Source organism: Pseudomonas sp. PB120 (assembly GCF_009761815.1).
In the GTDB taxonomy this organism is placed as follows: Bacteria; Pseudomonadota; Gammaproteobacteria; order Pseudomonadales; family Pseudomonadaceae; genus Aquipseudomonas.
In genome coordinates this window covers 12,886-31,989 of record NZ_RWIN01000022.1, presented here as the reverse complement: position 1 = coordinate 31,989, position 19,104 = coordinate 12,886, and the positions used below count along the sequence as shown (strand labels likewise).

Sequence of the window (19,104 nt, the reverse complement as noted above, 5' to 3'; positions counted from 1 at the left end):
TGTACGTGCCGTTTGGATTAAGCAGGAGCTGACCGTACGCGCCGGTCGCGCTGCCGACCAGGGTGTAGGTGATCGCGCCGGTGGCGCCGGTGACGGTGCCGACCAAGGTGCCGCTGGCGGTTTCGCCGGCATTGCCCGGCTCGCTACCGGTAACGGTGCCGGCGGCCAGGTCCTGGCCGTCTTTGGTCAGGTCGAGGGCTTTTTCGAACACGGTCACTTCGCTGTCGCCGACCGCCTTGATGCAGCTGTTGGTGACGTCGATGGTGACCGTGGTGGTGCTTTCGTCGCCGTCGGCATCGCGCAGGGTGTAGGTGAAGGTATCGGTGGCGCCCGGGCCGCTGACGGCGTTCGGGTTGCTGTGATAGACCGCGTTGCCCGCAGCGTCCAGCGTCAGGTAACCGTAGGTGCCGTTGATCTGCGTGTTCAGGCCGCCACTGACCGGGGTCGACGTGTCGGAGCCGAAACGCACACCGACCACGCCCCCACCGGCCGCCGGGCCATCGGCACCGCCGACGTCGTTCCACAGCACGTTACCGGTGACGGTACCACCCTCGCCCACCGAGACGTTGTCGGCGTGAGCGGTCGGGGTGTCGTCGACGATGTTGACGTTGATCTGGCCGGTCGCGGTGCTGCCGTCCTTGTCGGTGGCAACGACGTTGAAGTTGTCGGAAATGCTATTGGTGCCATCGGCGTTCGGATGGGTGTCGGCGTAATTCAGGGTGTAGGTGTAAGTCACCACGCCAGTCGCCGGGTTGTAGCCGGTGACGGTGAACACGGCGCCGTGTTCAGCGCCAACCGATTGCGGGAAGCCCGCGATCACGCCGCCGCTGACCACGGCGATGCCGCCTACGGTCAGGGTTTGCAGGCCATCGGGCGCAGTCACGGTAAAGGTGCCGGTCTGGGTCAGGGCCGGGGCATCAGGCTCGCTGCCGTAAGTGAGGTTTTTCTCGTAGACGGTCAGCTCCCCGCCTTCGACGTTGAGGCCGTTGAGGGTCACCGGGCTGTTGTGGATGTTGAGTTCCAGGGTCGCTGTGCTGGTGTCGCCGTCGGCATCGGTCAGGGTGTAGGTGAATTTCTCGGTGCCGCTGCCGCCGTTTTGCAACGCTTTGAAATCAGCATCGCTGGTGTTCAGGGTGTAGGTGTAAGTGCCGTTGGCGTTCAGCACCAAGGTGCCGTAAGTCCCGGTAAAGGTGCCGGCGGTGATCGGGCCAGAGTTGGGGCCGGTCGGAACACGGTCGGCGCCTTGTACGTCGTTGATCAGGACGTTGCCTTCCAGCGTCACGTTGGCCGACGTAGCGGTGCCAGCGTTGGTGTCATCGACGGCTTTGGGTACGTCGTCGGTGATGTTGATGTCCAGCGAACCGGTGGCGCTGTCGCCATTGGTGTCGCCAGCCACCACGCTGAATTGTTCGCTGAGGTTGTTGGCGCCGTCACCGGCCGAATGGTTATCGTTGCCGTTGAGGGTGTAGCTGTAACTCACCACGCCGGTGGCCGGGTTGTAGCCGGTGATGGTCAGCGTATTGCCCAACTGCGTCGTGATCGACTGCGGGAAGCCTGCGGCAACACCGCCAGTGATGACACTGATGCCACCCACGTTTAGGGTCAGCAGACCATCAGGCGCGGTCACGGTAAACGTGCCGTTCTGGGTCAGCGCTGAAGGGTTGCTCGCCGAGCCATCGGGCAGATTGGCTTCGTTGAGGGTCAGTTCACCACCGGTAGTATTGAGACCACCGAGGGTCACCGGGTTATTGACCGGCGGTGGCAGTACGTCCACAGGCGGTACCGGCGTTGCCGGGGTGTTGTTGTTGATATCGGCGTTGTGGCGTTCTTCAGGGAATTCGGGAATGCCGCCAAACCCGGCCGTCGGGAAACCAATCGTGGGATCGATGTGCCCGCCCACTTCTTCCAGCAACACAAAACTGTGGCCGCCGCCCAATGCGCCGCCGGGAGCTCCCGCCGCCGATGGACCTGCCGCGGTGGCTTCGCCGGTTTGCGTCGGGTCAGCGCCGGCCGCGATGGCTTTTTGAATTTGCTCGACATCGGTCAGCTGCGCCTGGCTTGGCGTCACCGATTCCGGGGTGTCGACGTGGGGAGCCTGATGCGCCAATAACTGGGCATTCATTTGCAGACTGCTGCCACGCCCGAGCGTCAGTTCCTGGCCATTTTGCAGGTGCACTGCCACTGCGCCCTCGGCGCCAGTGACCAATTGATCGCCGGCGAACAACCGGTCTCCTTCGATCAATGCGCGCCGTGTGCCGTCGCTCGCGACCGCGAACACCTGACCAATGACTTTACTGACGATACCGATGAGCGTAGCCATGTGCATTTCCTCCGCAGCCAACCGTCGTTGGCATCCTGTTTTTGCGAAGATGTGCGCATGGCTCAGGCGGGTTGCCTGGCGAATCGTCTGCCCACGGGTGCGGTTTTTTTAACTAAACCACGACCCCGGCGACAATTTCGCCAAGCGTATCGCTCGCGGACCTGTTGTTCGGCTCAAGATAAAACCCCAATGCAATCAATAACATCTGGATCCAATTCGAAAACAACCGGCCCTGCGAGCATTTCGTAACGGTTCTGAATCAAGCAAGTGACAAAAAACCGTCACTCCAAAACCGCTACACTTCCCTCCCCTACAGCACTTCTCCGCCCTTTATCGATAAGTGGTTTGAACTTTTCAAAGCCCCTGAAGAGCTCCCTAAGGCTCATAATACAAGGGCTGACGAAAGGAACAATGTGCTGGATTTAAAATAGCACATAAGTTTTTTTTGGAATAAGCTTATGAAAAAAAGTTCTCAGGCTTTCTCTAGAATGTTCTTAGCTCTGTTGTTACAAGCTTGGAACAGTTTTACCTATAAATGCCGTCAATAAATTGGCGACTGATAAAGCACCATTAGGATTCAGGGAGATTCACCCATGCGCCACTTAACCCCCCTCTGCAGCGCGATTCTGCTGGCCATGACGTGCGCGTCCCAGGCACAAGCCATGTCCTTGACTGATGCGATCCAGAGCACCATTGCGACCCACCCGGAGCTCGCATCGCGCGTGGACAGCCGGCTGTCGGCCGATGAGCAAGTCAAAGTCGCCAAGGGCGGGTTTTATCCGTCGGTGGACCTGAATGCCGCGTACGGGCGCGGGTACAGCGACAACACCAACACCCGCGCATTCGGTAATCACCACACTGAAATCCTGAATTACACCCAGTCCGAACTGCGTCTGCGCCAAATGCTGTTCGACGGTTTCAACACGTCCAACGAAGTCGAGCGCACCAAAGGCGTGGTCAACTCCCGGGCCTATTACGCTCAAGGCACCGCTCAGGACCTGGCCCTGCGCACCATTGAGGTCTACCTCGAAGTGCTCAAGCGCCGCGAACTCGTGTCCCTGGCCAAGAACAACCTGCAAGCTCACTTGCGGGTCAACGATCAGATCGGCCTGCGCACCCAGCGCGGCATCGGCAGCAACGCCGACTCCGATCAGTCGGTCGCTCGCCGGGCATTGGCAGAGAACAACCTGGACACCGCAGAAGTCGACCTGGCCGACGCCGAGTCGAATTTCTACGCTGTCGTCGGGCGCCTGCCCGATGAACTCGAAACACCCCCTTCGACTCGCGGCGAACTGCCTGCCACCCTGCAGGAAGCCCAGCAGAGCATGGTCGAAAACAACCCGTACCTGAAATCCGCCCAGGCTGACGTGCAGTCGGCCGAGAGCCAGTACGAAGTCGCGAAGTCACCGTTCTACCCACGCTTCGACGCCGAAGCGGCCGTGGGCGCCAACAACAACGTGCAGGGCGATGAAGGCCACGACAACGAGTGGCGGGTCGGCGTGGTGATGAACTACAACCTGTTCCGTGGCGGCAGCGACAAGGCGCGACTGGCCTCCGATGCACACCAGATCAACCAGGCCATGGACATCCGAAACAACGCGCTGCGCCAGCTCAACGAAAACATCCACCTGGCCTGGAACGCCATGGTCAATGCCAAGAAACAAACCCCGACCGCCCGTGAATACGCTGACACCAGCAAACGCGTACGTGTGGCCTATCAGGATCAGTTCGGTTTGGGCCAACGGACCCTGCTCGACCTTCTCGACAGCGAAAACGAGCTCTACAATGCCAACCGCCGCTACACCGAAGTTCGCTACACCGAGGAATATTCGATGTACCGTGTGCTGGCGAACATGGGCCAGTTGTTGAGCAAACAGCGGGTGGTGCTGCCCGCCGACGCGGTCGCCCAGACCGAAGTGAAAAACGAAGCCCGTTTGCCTGAACTGAAGTAGCGCAAGGGAGCTATCAGTGTGACTAGCATGGAAACCGGCAACGCCGGGGTTGATCCGCGACTGAGTTTCGACGACCCGCTTCTGGACGGGCTGTTGATTCTCTGCAAACTCCACGGCGCGACGGTCAGTCGCGCCAGCCTGAGTGCCGGCTTGCCGCTGAACAAACAACGCATGAGCCTGGACCTGCTGCCACGCGCAGCGGCCCGGGCCAGCTTGCAGGCGCGCTTGCTGCGCCGTGAGCTGTCGGACATCTCCGCCCTCAACCTACCCGTGATGCTGCTCCTCAACAACGGTCGCACCGCGGTGCTGCGGCGTTTTGGCGATGACGGCAAGCTGCTGATCCTGCCCAGTGAAGCCGATGGCGGCGAACAGTGGGTCAGCCCTGAAGAGCTGGCGGAAAACTACAGTGGCCAGGCCTTGTTCGCCCGGCCGCGCCACGAACTCGAAGACCTGCGCTCGCCCCTCGTACCGCGGGTGGAAGCCTGGTTTCGCGACACGCTGAAGCTGTCGAAATGGCTGTACAGCGACGCGATCCTGGCGAGTTTCCTGATCAACCTGCTGGGCCTGATGGTGCCGCTGTTCGTGATGCAGACCTACGATCGCGTCGTGCCGAACCAGGCCACGTCGACCTTGTGGGTGTTGTCCATCGGCCTGCTGATCGGCACCGGTTTCGAACTGGCGCTGCGGGTAGTCCGCGCTCACCTGCTAGACACAGCCGGGAAGAAAACCGACGTCATCCTGTCGGCCACCTTGTTCGAACGCATCACCGGCATGTCGATGAAAGCGCGGCCGGCGACCATCGGCGGTTTTGCCCAGAGCATTCATGACTTCCAGGGCCTGCGCGAATTCCTCACCGCCGTGACGCTCACGAGCCTGATCGACCTGCCCTTCGTCGTGCTGATGCTGGTGGTGATCGGCCTGCTGGGCGGTTGGCTGGTGGTGATTCCATTGCTGGCGTTCCCGATCACCATCCTGTTCGCCATGGCGATTCAGGTGCGTTTGCGCGACACCGTGCAAAAAAGCCTGACCCTCGGCGCCGAACGCCAGGCCTTGCTGATCGAAACCCTCGGTGGCCTGGAAACGCTCAAGGCCTGCAGCGCCGAAAGCGAACGCCAGCACAAGTGGGAAACCACCCACGGCGCCCTCACCCGCCTCGACAGCCATGCACGCAACCTCTCGGCGCTGGCCACCAACGGCACGCTGTTCATCCAGCAGTTTTCCGGGATGGCGACGATTGTGGCCGGGGTCTACAGCATCATCGCCGGCAACCTCAGCGTTGGCGCGCTGGTGGCGTCGTACATGCTCGGCAGCCGCGTGCTCGCGCCATTGGGGCAGATTGCCGGGCTGATCACGCGCTACCAGCAAGCGCAACTGACCATGAAAAGCACCGATGCGCTGATGGGCCTTCCTCAGGAACGCGATGCGAAACAGCGTCCGCTGGAGCGCACACAGCTGCAAGGCGCGCTGGATGTCAGCGGCGTGACGTTCCACTACAACGGCCAAAGTTCACCGGCGCTGGCCAATGTCAGCTTCAGCGTAAAACCCGGCGAACGGATCGGCATCATTGGTCGCAGCGGCTCGGGCAAAAGTACCCTGGGCCGGCTGGTGATGGGTTTCTATGCACCGGAAGAAGGCCAGTTGTTGCTCGACGGCCTGGACTTGCGGCAACTGGATGTCGCCGACCTGCGCCAGCAAATCGGCTACGTCGCCCACGACCTGCCGCTACTGGCCGGCAGCCTGCGCGACAACCTCACCCTGGGCGCGCGCTACATCAGCGATTCGCGGATGCTCGAAGTGGCCGAACTGACGGGCGTGACCGAACTCGCGCGGCAACACCCGCAAGGTTTCGACCGTCCGGTAGGCGAACGTGGCCAATTGCTGTCGGGCGGTCAACGCCAGGCGGTATTGCTGGCCCGCGCCTTGTTGCTCGACCCTCCGATCATGCTGCTCGACGAACCGACCAGCGCCATGGACAACAGCAGCGAAGACATCTTGCGGCAGAAACTCCACAGCGTGGTGCAGGGCAAGACCGTGCTGCTGGTCACCCATCGCACGTCGATGCTCAGCCTGGTGGATCGGCTGGTGGTGCTGGACAATGGGCGGATCGTCGCCGACGGTCCGAAAGAAGCGGTCATCGATGCACTGCGCAAGGGCCGCGTCGGCTCTGCGGCTGTCTAGGAGCAATTCATGGCCCGTTCATCATCCGACGCGTCAAACGCTGATTCGAAGCGGCGCGGTTACTTCGGCAGTTTCAAAAAAAGCGCAGAAAGCGAATTCATGCCGGAAACCGCCGGCGCTGCACTGCAAGACTCCCCGCGCTGGTCGCGGATTACCGTGTGGCTCGCTGCGGGGCTGATCATCAGCTCGGTGGTCTGGGCCAAGTTCGCGGTGCTGGAAGAAGTCACCATGGGTGAAGGCAAGGCGATTCCGTCGAGCAAAGTCCAGGTGATCCAGAACCTCGAGGGCGGCATTGTCACCGAAATCTTCGTCCGCGAAGGGCAAATGGTGAACAAGGGCGACACCTTGTTGCGCCTGGATGACACCCGTTTCCTGTCGAACAAGGGCGAAAGCGAGGCGGACCGTTATGCGCTGACGGCGCAGGTCGAGCGCCTGTCTGCCGAGGCGGAAGGTCGCCCGTTCAAGCTGTCAGAAGAAGTAATCGCGAAGGCGCCACAAGTGGCCGAAGACGAGCGCTCGCTGTACGACCAGCGTCAGCGTCGGCTTGCCAGCGAACAACGCACGCTGAGTGAACAACTGCGGCAGAAAACCCAGGAGCTGGCGGAATTTCGCTCCAAGCAGGGTCAGTTCAGTTCCAGCCTGGCGCTGTTGCAGCAAGAGATGGACATGTCCGCGCCGCTGGTGGGTACCGGGGCTGTCTCACCGGTGGAAATCCTGCGCCTCAAGCGCAGCGCCGTGGAGATTCGTGGTTCGCTGAACGCAACCACCCTGGCCATTCCTCGTGCGGAATCGGCGATCAACGAGATCAAGAGCAAGATTGACGAGTCCGAACAATCCTTCCGTTCGGACGCGGCGAAAGACCTGAACGAGAAACGCACCGACCTGTCGAAAATCACGGCGTCGAGTATTGCCATCGATGACCGCGTGACCCGCACCACCGTGGTTTCGCCGGTGCACGGGATTATCAAGGTGCTGAAGGTCAACACCATCGGCGGCGTGGTCCAGCCGGGCAGCGACATGGTGGAAATTGTGCCGCTGGAAGACAACCTGCTGATCGAAGCCAAGGTCCGGCCGCAGGACGTCGCGTTCCTGCACCCTGGCCAGAAAGCCATGGTCAAGTTCAGCGCTTACGACTACACGATTTATGGCGGGCTGAGTGCCAAGCTCGAACTGATCGGCGCGGACACGATTACCGATGACAAGGGCAACAGCTTCTATCTGATTCAGGTGCGCACGGACAAGAACCACTTGGGCGGGGATGTGAAACCGCTGTTGATCATCCCGGGGATGGTGGCGACGGTGGATATCATTACCGGGGAGAAAAGCGTGCTGGATTACCTGCTCAAACCGGTGTTGAAAGCGCGGACCGAGGCGATGCGCGAAAGATAAGAAGTGCACTACACCTGTGGCGAGGGAGCTTGCTCCCGCTGGGCTGCGCAGCAGCCCCAAAACCTGCCTCTCTGATAAGCCAGCTGTACCGAGTCAACAAGGTTTGGGAGCGCTCCACACTCCAGCGGGAGCAAGCTCCCTCGCCACAGGGGACTTCATTGCCCGTGATTGCGTTGGTAAGTCTCCTCCCCCATCGCCGCGATCTGCCCCTCGATCAACGCCTCGAACGGCTTTAACAACGGCTCAAAACTCACGGGCGCTTCCAGCGTCTGCAAGGCCTGGACAATTGCCTCCACCGTCGACAGCGCCCCCGGCCCCGGCGCCTTGCGCAGCCGATAGCGAGACACCCCGCCACCCGCCAGCGTCACCCTCGGCAACCCGGCCAGCAATGGATTGAGGTGCAACATCTTGCGCGCCTTGCGCCAGGTGCCGTCCGGAACCACCAGCAACAACGGCTCATCATTCGCGGTATAGGCCTGTAGCGGCTGAGCCTCATCGGCAGGGAACAACAACCGCGCCTGATACCCCGGCTGACTCAACAACACCGGCAACTCCTCGAACACTTCGCCCACCACCAACTCGGCATTGTTCAAACCCAACGCCGCCAGCCGCGCGGTGTTCAGCGCATGGTTCACTTCACTCGGATGCTGCAACAGCAACACCCGGGTGCGGCTGTCGAGGCTGGGGATCAAGGCGCACAGGCAATGGGATTGCGGGCGCAGGCAGCGGGAACATTGAATTCTGGACATCGTCTCAGGCCTGGTTCAGTTGTGCTTTGAGAAGGTCGCGAAAAGTCTGGATCAGCGGCTCACGGCTTCGGCCACGGCGCACGATCATGGAAAAAGGTGCCTGATAGCCGAAGGTGGCCGGGAGCAACACGCGCAAATCGCCCTTGTCCGCCCAGGCCTGGGCATAGTGCTCCGGCAGGTAACCGATGTAGGCGCCGGACAGCACCAGAATCAGCTGGGCCTCCATACTTTCCACGGTCGCAGCACTGTGTTTGAAACCATGGCGTGCGAGTTCGGCCTGACTCCAATAGCCACGGCCCACCATGCGCTGCTGGGTAATGACTTGCTCGGGAATGCGCCGCTCGGTGAACAACGGATGCCGGCTGCTGCAATACAGCCAGTGTTGTTCGCGATAGAGCGGCATGTAGACCAGGCCGCTCATGCGCGTGGAAAACGCGCCGATGGCGAGGTCGAGACGGTTGTCCTGCACGCCGAGTTGCAGTTCGTAAGGGCTCATGACCGACAGATGCAAATGCACGGCCGGGTGCTCCTGACTGTAAGCGCCGATGGCTTCGGCGAATGGCAGAGCCTTGTCGCTGACGGTGGAGTCAATGACGCCGAGGTTCAGGGTGCCCCGCAGTTCGCCTTTCAGCGCCGCCGCATACTGTTCGAAACCCTCGAGCTCGCCGAGCAGGCGCAGGGTTTCCTGATGGAACAATTCCCCTTTGCTGGTCAGGCTGAAACCACCCCGGCCACGATGACAGAGCACCAGGCCCAGCGCCGCTTCGAGCTGGCTCATGTAAGTGCTGATGGCCGATGTCGAGAGGTTGAGCTCTTGCTGGGCGTTGGCGAACCCCTGATGGCGTACCACGCTGACGAAGATGCGTAAAAGTTTAAGGTCGGGTAAAGCGTTGGCCATGGGGGGGCTCCATTGCAGGTGACGCATGTTGCTTTTGTGGCGAGGGAGCTTGCTCCCGCTCGACTGCGCAGCAGGCGTAAACCCGGCTCATGCGGTTTGCCTGATGTAACCGGACTGAATGGTTTCAGGGTCGCTTCGCGGCCCAGCGGGAGCAAGCTCCCTCGCCACAAGGGTTTTGTGCACGACGGTGAGTCTATCTCTGCGCCGGCCATTAGTTTAGAAAAATCTGAACTAAGTATTTGCCCGTAGCGATTCTTCCGGGCCACTACATTTTGCAGAATCGGCCCTCAATGGTGCCCGTACCTTCCGTGAACGGCGCAACCACATAAATAAAACAACGACGATGAGGCCCTACCCGTGGACAAGATTCTTCACCAACCACTGGGCGGCAACGAAATGCCGCGCTTCGGCGGCATCGCCACCATGATGCGACTCCCCCACTTGCCAACCGCTGCCGGCCTGGATGCTGCTTTCATCGGCGTTCCGCTGGACATCGGCACTTCGCTGCGTCCAGGCACCCGTTTCGGGCCTCGTGAAATCCGCGCTGAATCCGTGATGATTCGCCCGTACAACATGGCCACCGGTGCTGCACCGTTCGACTCGCTGTCGGTTGCCGACATCGGCGACGTGGCGATCAACACGTTCAACCTGCTGGATGCCGTACGGATCATCGAAGAATCCTACGACAACATCCTCGAACACGATGTGATCCCCCTGACCCTGGGCGGCGACCACACCATCACCCTGCCGATCCTGCGTGCCATTCACAAGAAGCACGGCAAGGTTGGCTTGGTGCACATCGACGCCCACGCCGATGTGAACGATCACATGTTCGGCGAGAAAATCGCCCACGGCACCACCTTCCGTCGCGCTGTCGAAGAAGGCCTGCTGGACCCGGACCGCGTTGTGCAAATCGGTCTGCGCGCCCAGGGCTACACCGCTGACGACTTCAACTGGAGCCGCAACCAGGGTTTCCGTGTGGTTCAGGCTGAAGAGTGCTGGCACAAATCCCTGGCACCGTTGATGGCAGAAGTTCGCGAGAAAGTCGGCGGCGGCCCGGTGTACCTGAGCTTTGACATCGACGGCATCGACCCGGCCTGGGCGCCAGGTACCGGCACCCCGGAAATCGGCGGTCTGACCACCATTCAAGCGATTGAAATCGTTCGTGGCTGCCAAGGCCTCGACCTGGTCGGCTGCGACCTGGTAGAAGTCTCGCCCGCTTACGACACCACCGGCAACACCTCGCTGCTGGCCGCCAACCTGCTGTACGAAATGCTCTGCGTACTGCCGGGCGTGGTTCACCGCTGAGGATTGACCATGACCGAACGCGATCAGGTTTTGAAAGCGGCCGCCGATCTGGTGGACGCCTTTGCCCGTAACGATCGCGAAGCCTACTTCGGCGCGTTCAGCGCCGATGCGAGCTTCGTGTTCTACACCCTCGAAAAGCCCCTCTTGTCGCGCGATGCCTATCAGGCGTTGTGGGACACCTGGCGCTCGGAGGATGGCTTCGAAGTGCTTTCGTGCACCTCGAGCAACGCTTTCGTCAGCCTGCAAGGTGACGTGGCGATTTTCATCCATGACGTGGCCACCGAGCTGCGCATGCAAGGGGAGCAACACTTCAGCCAGGAGCGCGAGACGATTGTTTTCAAGAAACAAGCGTCTGGCCAAGAACAACAAGGCCTATGGCTGGCCTGCCACGAACACTTGTCCGCCATGCCGGAAGGGCTGCCAACCCCTTAGCCAAACAGGTGACGCTCACACACGATGAGCGCGCCTTTATGATCGGAGCTGATCATGAATAACAACAACAACGACCAAAGCCTTACGCAAATTGAAACCTACGGGGTCGAACAGATCCCGGACAGCGAACGCACCGCAGGCCCGACGGACTTGTTCCGGATGATCTTCGGCGGTTCCAACACCTTTGCCACCGCCGTTCTCGGCAGCTTCCCGGTACTGTTCGGCCTGTCTTTCCAGGCCGGCGTACTGGCGATTGTGCTGGGCGTGTTGCTGGGTTCGCTGATCCTCGCGCCCATGGGCCTGTTCGGCCCGATCAACGGCACCAACAACGCCGTGTCTTCTGGTGCACACTTCGGTGTTCACGGGCGGATCGTGGGTTCGTTCCTGTCGCTGTTGACCGCAATCGCGTTCTTCTCGCTCTCTGTGTGGAGTTCGGGTGATGCGCTGATCGGTGGTGCCAAGCGCCTGATCGGTCTTCCGGAAACCGACCTGACCCTGGGCCTGGCCTATGGTCTATTCGCGATTCTGGTACTGACCGTTTGCATCTATGGCTTCCGTTTCCTGCTGTGGGTCAACAAGATCGCGGTATGGAGCGCCAGCCTGCTGTTCCTGCTGGGGATCTTCGCCTTCGCCGGTCCTTTCGATGTGAACTACGCCGGCACCGTCAGCATGGGGCAACCGGGTTTCTGGGCTGCTTTCATCGGCGCTGCGCTGGTGGCAATGAGCAACCCGATTTCCTTCGGTGCGTTCCTCGGTGACTGGTCGCGCTACATTCCGCGTGACACCTCCAAGCGCCGGATCATGGCGGCGGTGGTGATCTCGCAGATCGCGACCTTTATCCCGTTCCTGTTCGGCCTGGCCACCGCCACTATCGTAGCGATCAAGGCGCCGGACTACATCGCGGCCAACAACTACGTGGGCGGTCTGCTGGCAGTTTCGCCGAGCTGGTTCTTCCTGCCGGTGTGCATGATCGCGGTGATCGGTGGCATGTCCACTGGCACGACCTCGCTGTATGGCACCGGGCTGGACATGTCCAGCGTGTTCCCTCGGGTGCTGTCGCGGGTCAAGGCCACGTTGCTGATCGGGGTGATGTCGATTGCCTTCATCTTCATCGGTCGCTTTGCGGCGAACCTGGTGCAGAGCGTGTCGACCTTCGCCGTGCTGATCATCACCTGCACCACCCCATGGATGGTGATCATGATCATCGGCCTGCTGGTACGCCGCGGCTTCTATTGCCCGGATGACCTGCAAGTGTTCACCCGTGGCGAGAAAGGGGGCCGTTACTGGTTCACCCACGGCTGGAACTGGCGTGGCCTGGGTGCCTGGATCCCGAGCGCAGCGGTGGGTTTGTGCTTTGTGAACCTGCCGGGGCAGTTCGTCGGTCCACTGGGCGATCTGGCTGGCGGTATCGACATCAGCCTGCCGGTCACTCTCGGCCTGGCGTCGCTGGTGTACCTGGCGCTGCTGAGCCTGTTCCCGGAATCGGCGGCGGTGTTCGGCCCTGACGATGCACGCAGCAAGGGCAAGGATTCGCTCGGTAAAACGGCGTTGCGACAAGCCGCCTGATAAACAAAATGTGCTGTTGGGTTTGTACACCTGTGGCGAGGGAGCTTGCTCCCGCTCGACTGCGCAGCAGTCGCAAAAAGGCAATTGAGTCTTCCTTGAAGAAACTCAAATGCAGAACTTGGGGCCGCTTCGCAGCCCAGCGGGAGCAAGCTCCCTCGCCACAAAAGCCCAAACACAGCAATGCAATTCAGCCTCACATAAAAAAGACAATCGGAGACACGCCAAAATGGCATTGGATTTATTCGTCGTACTCATCTACGCAGCCGCGATGCTGATACTCGGCTATTACGGCATGCGCAAGGCAAAGACCAACGAAGACTTTTTGGTCGCCGGTCGTAACCTCGGCCCGAGCCTGTACATGGGTACCATGGCTGCCACCGTTCTGGGCGGTGCTTCTACCGTCGGCACCGTGCGCCTGGGCTACGTCCACGGCATCTCCGGTTTCTGGCTCTGTGCCGCACTGGGTTGCGGGATCGTGGCACTGAACCTGTTCCTCGCCAAACCGCTGTTGAAGCTGAAGATCTACACCGTTACCCAGGTGCTGGAAAAACGCTACAACCCGATGGCCCGCTCCGCGAGCGCGGTGATCATGCTGGCGTACGCGCTGATGATCGGCGTGACCTCGATCCTGGCGATCGGCACCGTGCTGCAAGTGCTGTTCGGCCTGCCGTTCTGGGTGTCGGTATTGCTCGGTGGTGGTGTGGTCGTGATCTACTCGGCGATCGGTGGCATGTGGTCGCTGACCCTGACCGACATCGTCCAGTTCGTGATCAAGACCGTTGGCCTGATGTTCATCCTGTTGCCGATCTGCCTCTACCGCGTCGGCGGTTGGGATGAGTTGGTGCTGAAACTGCCGGCCCAGGCCTTCAGCTTCACCACCATCGGTTGGGACACCATCATCACCTACTTCATGATCTACTTCTTCGGCATCCTGATCGGTCAGGACATCTGGCAACGGGTGTTCACCGTCAAGACCGCCAAAGTAGCCCAGTACGCCGGTACGTTCGCCGGTTTCTACTGCATCCTTTACGGACTGGCCTGCGCCCTGATCGGCATGGCGGCTCACGTACTGATCCCGGACCTGGACAACGTCAACAACGCCTTCGCTGCTATCGTGAAACTGTCCCTGCCGGACGGTATCCGTGGCCTGGTGATCGCCGCGGCACTGGCTGCAATGATGTCCACCGCCAGCGCCGGCCTGCTCGCCGCCGCTACCACGCTGACTGAAGACCTGCTGCCGAAACTGCGCGGTGGCAAACAATCGAGCCTGGGCATCAACCGCCTGTTCACCCTGTTGACCGGTATCGTGGTGCTGGGCATCGCCCTGGTGGTCAACGACGTAATCAGCGCCCTGACCCTGGCTTACAACCTGTTGGTGGGCGGCATGCTGATCCCGCTGATGGGTGCGATCTTCTGGAAACGCGCAACCACCGCCGGCGCTATCGCCAGCATGGGCATGGGCTTCGCCACTGCGCTGCTGTTCATGGTCAAGGACGGTCTGGATGCCAACACCCCGATTTACTACAGCCTCGGCGTGGGTCTGGTCAGCTTCGTGCTGGTCAGCCTGATGTCCCGTCGCCCGGCAGTGGTGGCCACCGCGGCCTAAGCTGAATATAACGACTTGATGCTTTCTTCGACGGGTGTGGCGTCGGTTGCCACACCCGTTTTTTTTCGTCTGAAGGAAACTGCTTATGAAGATCGTCAGCCGCGACCAGTGGTTCGAAGTCAAACAGCTCAGTGACGGCATCCGCCTGATTCACGAGCCGTACATCCGGCCCTTCTATCGCTGCAACCTCTGGCACATTCAAGGCCGCGACAAGGATTTGCTGCTGGACAGCGGCTCGGGCCTGGTCAGCTTGCGCGAGCAACTGCCGTGGATCACCGAGCGGCCGCTGGTGGCGGTGGCCAGTCATTGCCATTTCGACCACATTGCCGGGCATCACGAGTTTCCCGAGCGTCTGGTGCACCCGGCCGAAGCGCAGATCCTCGCCTCGCCGGACGGTGAGAACACCTTATCCACGGCGTTTGTCGGCGACGACATGTTCGAGGCGCACCCTGATTGTCCGTTGTGCTACGCCGAATATCGGGTCAAGGCCGCGCCGGCCACGGGCTTCATCGAAGACGGTGACGTGCTGGACCTGGGCGACCGCGTGCTGCAAGTGCTGCACACGCCGGGTCATTCGCCGGGCGGTATCAGCCTGTACGAAGCGGCCACCGAGACGTTGTTCAGCGGCGACATCATCTACGACGGCCCGCTGATCGAAGACGCCTACCACTCCAACCTCGACGACTACGCGAGCAGCCTGCAACGCTTGCATGCGTTGCCGATCCGCACCGTGCATGGCGGGCATTTCGGGAGTTTTTCCGGGGAGCACTTGCGGACGATGATTGACGAGTGGCAACGCCTGCACGGCTGAAGCCTGCTGTACTCAAACCCAGGGACAACAACAAAAACGCCCTCGAAGAACCCCCATGAAAAGAGCCGCCATTCGTGCCGCCGTCCATCGCTACATCAGCCGCCTGCTGGAAGGTCAGGATGACTTTGACGACAACGCCAGTTTGCAGGATTTAGGATTGGATAAGGCAGACATCGAAGACCTGATCTTCCACCTGGAGGATGAGTTGGGTGTGACAGCCTTTACGGCGGAGGAAGACCGGATGCTCAAGACCGCAAGGACTGCGAATGACTTGAGCCGGTTTTTGATAGAGATCGGGCGGCATTGAGAGGTGTTGCCAGATACGCACTATTTGACAGTCAAACACGCTGCCCTTGTGGCGAGGGAGCTTGCTCCCGCTCGAATGCGTAGCAGTCGCAATCCCCGGTCGCGTGTTTAACTGACACACCTCATCGCCAATAGGCCTGCTTCGCAGCCCAGCGGGAGCAAGCTCCCTCGCCACAAAGTGGTTTGCAAAGGTTGAACCCTCTGCACAAACGATTACCGGCGGCGCTGCTGGCGTCGGCGTTGTTCGTCATCAGTGCGAATAGGCACAGGTTGCAGAGGTGGTTCGATCAAACCGAGTGCAACACCCAGATCGTGCAGCCAGTTTTGGATTTTCTCTTTCATGGTGCCCCCTTCAGGGTAGTGCCGAGCGGCCGAAATTCAGTAGCCCCTTCGCACTGATAATAGTCCGAAGTCCTACGCAATGCTTGCCGAAATCCGCAATGATCTGTTTCCGAATCGAACAAAATCCCCGACCGATCGTTCAAGCCATTTCCCGCGCCAGATCCTGCACCGCAGGAAAGGCCGCTTGTTGCTGCTCAATCCATGCGTTCAGATTGGCCCCCACCATGCCCTTGCGCCACATCAGCCAGGTCGTCGCACGGGCGAACGGCTCGGCCAAGGGATGCACCGCGACGCTTTCCCGGCCCGGCAGGCTGGCCAGCATCGATTCAGACATCAGTGCCACACCGGAGCCGGCAATCACGCAGGCCAGCATCCCTGGATAGGATTCGATCTCCATCGCGCGCCCCATGGCCGCATGGTCATGGGCAAACCAGGCTTCCAGGCGCATCCGGTAGGAACACCCCTGACGAAAGGTGAACACCGACCGCCCTTCCACATCCAGCGAACTGCGCACTGGCGGGTGATCGGCCTCGGTGATCAGCACCAGCCGTTCGTCGCACAACGGCACGCCATCGAGCCCTGCCAGCTCCATCGGGCCATCCACCAGGGCGGCATCGAGGCGGCCGGTCAGCAGCCCTTCCAGCAATTCACCGCTGGGGCCCGATTGCACCTGCAGGTTTACCGCCGGGTACGTGCGGTGATAACGGGCCAGCAACCCCGGAAGATGAATCGCCGCCGTGCTGTACATGGTGCCGAGCACGAAATCGCCAGCCGGTTGCCCGCCCTGCACCGCCGCCTGGGCTTCGTCGCGCAGACTGAACAGCTTGGCGGTGTAGTCCAGCAAGACTTTTCCTGCAGGCGACAACTGCAAACGCTGACGCTCACGGACGAAAAGTTCTACACCGAGTTGCTCTTCAAGTTGTTTCAGCCGCGTCGACAGGTTCGACGGCACCCGGTGCAATCGCTCGGCCGCACGGGTAATCGAGCCCTCCTGCGCCACGGCCTGGAAGATCCTCAATTGGCTGAATTCCACGACATTCTCCAAATCAGAACAAGTTACTCACTATTATTCATTTTTAAAGAAAGTCAATCAGTCCTAGCCTGACGGTCATTGATCCTCTGCCGGAACTCAGACCATGTCTCCTCTGATTCGCTTACTCGCCAGCTTTATCGCCCTGATGATGGCCATGGGCATCGGGCGTTTCGCCCTCACGCCGCAACTGCCGCACCTGCTCAGCGAAGGTCAGATCGACCTGACCGCCGCCGGTCTGATTGCCGCCGCCAACTACCTCGGTTACTTCGTCGGCGCCGTGGACGCGATGTTTTCCCGACGTCCCGAGCAAGTCCGTCGCCGCCTGCTGGGAGGCTTGTGGTTGTGTGTACTGCTGACCCTGGCGTCGTTCTGGGCCAACGGTTTCTGGTCTCATCTGGTGCTGCGTTTCGGCACCGGCGTGGCCAGCGCCTGGGTGCTGGTGATGATCACGGCATTGAGCCAACCGCTGGCCGCCGCGGCAGGTCGCCCACGACTTGGCGCCCTGGTCTTTGCCGGACCAGGCCTGGGGATTTTTCTGACAGGACTGTTGGCCCTGGGCTCGAACCTCTTGGGTCAAACCTCGGCGACCTTGTGGCTGGTGTATGCCGGTGTCGGGCTGGCGATGCTGCTGGGGATTCTGCCGTTCCTGCCCCAACCTGCCGCTACCGCTGCAATCGCCCCCATCGCCGCAACCTCCGGTAATCAAGGCATCGCACGTCTTGGCGTGATCTATAGCCTGTACGGTTTGGGCTACATCATCCCGGCCACGTTTCTTTCGCAAATGGCCAACGCGCAGTTCCATGGCCAATGGCAGGCCGACCTGTTCTGGCCGTGTTTCGGTCTTGCGTCGGCCCTTGGCGTGGTGCTGGTCAGTCTTCGTCGACACAACCCGAACGCAACCCGTCACTGGCTGATGGCAACGTTGTGGCTGCAAGCGGCCGGGGTTTTCGCTTGCTTGCTGGGCAGCGGCCCGGGCCTGGCGTTGGGGGTGATCCTGTGCGGCACGCCGTTCCTGGCCTGCATGCAACTGGTGATGCAACGCTCCCGGGAGCTGGCACCCCACTCGACCCAGCGCAACGCCGGGCTGCTGACAGCATGCTTCGCCGTGGGTCAGCTCGCCGGGCCGTTACTGGCCGCCTCCAGCAGCCATTTCAGCGGCGGCTTGCAACCGGCGCTGATCATTGCCGGGAGCGGTTTGCTGATCGCTGGCGGCCTGTCGTTCCGTCAGGTCAATGCTGGCCGAGGGCTCTGCGCAACCGGCGGCGCACCCACTGCTCAGCGCTGACAAAGGTGATGCCCAGCAGCACCAGCACGGCGCCAATGATGAAGTTGAGGCTCAAGGCTTCACCCAGCAACACCACACCGAACGTGACGCCGAACAACGGCGTCATGAACGAAAACACCGCCAGGTTCGCCGCCAGATAACGGCGCAGCAGCCAGAACCAGATCAGGTAACTGAAGAACGACACCACCAGCCCCTGAAACAGCACGCTCGCCACCGCTACCGGGGTCAGGCTGACATGTGTGACCTGGCCGCTGAGGATGGCGATCAGCACCAGCCCCACAAAACCGACGATCAGTTGATAGAACAATGTGAGCGTCACCGGCGCCTCCGACAGCCGCGAGGCGCGTACCACCACGGTGGTTGCCCCCCACGCGGCCCCGGCCAGCACGCCCAGCGCATCGCCCATCAACATGCGGTGATCGAGGTTGTCCCAGGACACGCCACCGGCAAACGCGATGGCGATCCCGGCGAAGGCCAGGATAATCCCCAGCCACTGCACCGGCCTTAAACGTTCACTCGGCAGCAGCCAATGAACGCCCAGCGCGGTGAAGATCGGCGCGGTGTAGAGAAATACCGACATGTGTGCCGCCGTGGTCAGTTGCAGGCCTTCGGAGATAAAGAAAAACTCCAGGCCGAACAAGGCACCGGCGAGCAAGCCGCCACGCCATGTACTGCTGACTTGATCCCAGCCACCCTTCCAGCAGATCAACAATCCTACGAGCAATGCGGAAATACCCGAGCGCCCGGCGGCCTGCATCACCGGCGCAATGTCCGGTGCGGCCCACTTGATCATCACTTGCTGAATGCCCCAGACCAGGCACAACCCCAACATCACCTGCAGGGCAAAACCATCGGCGCTACGCCGGGTGGCGCTCACCGGAAGACCTCGACAACACAATCCATGGCAGTGACTCGACAGTAAAAACAAA

At 60.9% G+C, this 19,104-nt stretch carries 16 protein-coding genes; 10 read left to right on the top strand and 6 right to left on the bottom strand.

Features of this window, described 5'->3' with window-relative positions:
• Window positions 1–2,320, bottom strand: a 2,320-nt coding sequence (locus tag EJA72_RS03495; RefSeq protein WP_157710147.1) for a retention module-containing protein, incomplete at its 3' end; no start/stop codon positions are given.
• A 593-nt stretch (window positions 2,321–2,913) separates the two neighbouring features.
• On the opposite strand from EJA72_RS03495, the gene EJA72_RS03490 reads away from it, so the two are divergent.
• From EJA72_RS03490 to EJA72_RS03480, 3 genes are read left to right on the top strand one after another with little or no spacing between them, the layout of a single operon-like run.
• A complete protein-coding gene (locus tag EJA72_RS03490) occupies window positions 2,914–4,272 on the top strand; it encodes a TolC family outer membrane protein (RefSeq protein WP_157710146.1) in 1,359 nt (452 codons plus the stop codon).
• 18 nt (window positions 4,273–4,290) lie between these two features.
• Window positions 4,291–6,450, top strand: a complete 2,160-nt coding sequence (locus EJA72_RS03485) for a type I secretion system permease/ATPase (protein WP_178129020.1) — start codon at window positions 4,291–4,293, stop codon at window positions 6,448–6,450.
• Between the two features lie 9 nt (window positions 6,451–6,459).
• A complete protein-coding gene (locus tag EJA72_RS03480) occupies window positions 6,460–7,839 on the top strand; it encodes an HlyD family type I secretion periplasmic adaptor subunit (RefSeq protein WP_157710145.1) in 1,380 nt (459 codons plus the stop codon).
• A 155-nt stretch (window positions 7,840–7,994) separates the two neighbouring features.
• Here the strand turns inward: EJA72_RS03480 and EJA72_RS03475 are convergent, their stop codons facing one another.
• Together EJA72_RS03475 and EJA72_RS03470 are read right to left on the bottom strand one after the other, a co-directional pair.
• Window positions 7,995–8,588: a tRNA-uridine aminocarboxypropyltransferase gene (locus tag EJA72_RS03475; RefSeq protein WP_157710144.1), complete on the bottom strand. Its 594-nt coding sequence runs from the start codon at window positions 8,586–8,588 to the stop codon at window positions 7,995–7,997.
• A gap of 4 nt (window positions 8,589–8,592) precedes the next feature.
• Window positions 8,593–9,486, bottom strand: coding sequence for a LysR family transcriptional regulator (locus tag EJA72_RS03470; protein ID WP_007945995.1), 894 nt, complete (start codon window positions 9,484–9,486; stop codon window positions 8,593–8,595).
• Between the two features lie 357 nt (window positions 9,487–9,843).
• Here EJA72_RS03470 and speB point away from each other — a divergent pair, with 357 nt between their 5' ends.
• The 6 genes from speB (at window position 9,844) to EJA72_RS03440 (ending at window position 15,516) form a co-directional block, all read left to right on the top strand.
• Complete coding sequence (gene speB / locus EJA72_RS03465) at window positions 9,844–10,794, top strand: agmatinase (RefSeq protein ID WP_178129018.1); 951 nt, start codon at window positions 9,844–9,846, stop codon at window positions 10,792–10,794.
• Window positions 10,795–10,803: 9 nt separating this feature from the next.
• A complete protein-coding gene (locus EJA72_RS03460; protein WP_157710143.1) occupies window positions 10,804–11,226 on the top strand; it encodes a nuclear transport factor 2 family protein in 423 nt (140 codons plus the stop codon).
• 54 nt (window positions 11,227–11,280) lie between these two features.
• A complete protein-coding gene (locus EJA72_RS03455; protein ID WP_157710142.1) occupies window positions 11,281–12,792 on the top strand; it encodes a cytosine permease in 1,512 nt (503 codons plus the stop codon).
• A gap of 226 nt (window positions 12,793–13,018) precedes the next feature.
• On the top strand, window positions 13,019–14,398 hold the full coding sequence (locus EJA72_RS03450; protein WP_157710141.1) for a sodium:solute symporter: 1,380 nt from the start codon (window positions 13,019–13,021) through the stop codon (window positions 14,396–14,398).
• Between the two features lie 85 nt (window positions 14,399–14,483).
• A complete protein-coding gene (locus EJA72_RS03445) occupies window positions 14,484–15,209 on the top strand; it encodes an MBL fold metallo-hydrolase (RefSeq protein ID WP_157710140.1) in 726 nt (241 codons plus the stop codon).
• A 55-nt stretch (window positions 15,210–15,264) separates the two neighbouring features.
• Window positions 15,265–15,516, top strand: coding sequence for an acyl carrier protein (locus EJA72_RS03440; protein WP_157710139.1), 252 nt, complete (start codon window positions 15,265–15,267; stop codon window positions 15,514–15,516).
• Between the two features lie 212 nt (window positions 15,517–15,728).
• Here EJA72_RS03440 and EJA72_RS29085 read toward each other — a convergent pair whose 3' ends face one another.
• The gene (locus tag EJA72_RS29085) at window positions 15,729–15,857 is read right to left on the bottom strand and encodes a PA1414 family protein (protein ID WP_007914492.1); all 129 of its coding nucleotides are present in this window, start codon (window positions 15,855–15,857) and stop codon (window positions 15,729–15,731) included.
• Window positions 15,858–15,996: 139 nt separating this feature from the next.
• Entirely contained in the window at window positions 15,997–16,890 is an 894-nt protein-coding gene (locus EJA72_RS03435) for a LysR family transcriptional regulator (protein WP_178129016.1), read from the bottom strand.
• A 103-nt stretch (window positions 16,891–16,993) separates the two neighbouring features.
• On the opposite strand from EJA72_RS03435, the gene EJA72_RS03430 reads away from it, so the two are divergent.
• Entirely contained in the window at window positions 16,994–18,175 is a 1,182-nt protein-coding gene (locus EJA72_RS03430; RefSeq protein WP_157710137.1) for an MFS transporter, read from the top strand.
• Here EJA72_RS03430 and EJA72_RS03425 read toward each other — a convergent pair.
• The gene (locus EJA72_RS03425; RefSeq protein WP_178129014.1) at window positions 18,120–19,052 is read right to left on the bottom strand and encodes a DMT family transporter; all 933 of its coding nucleotides are present in this window, start codon (window positions 19,050–19,052) and stop codon (window positions 18,120–18,122) included. The two genes, EJA72_RS03430 and EJA72_RS03425, sit on opposite strands and share 56 nt — an antisense overlap.
• Window positions 19,053–19,104: the final 52 nt, after the last annotated feature.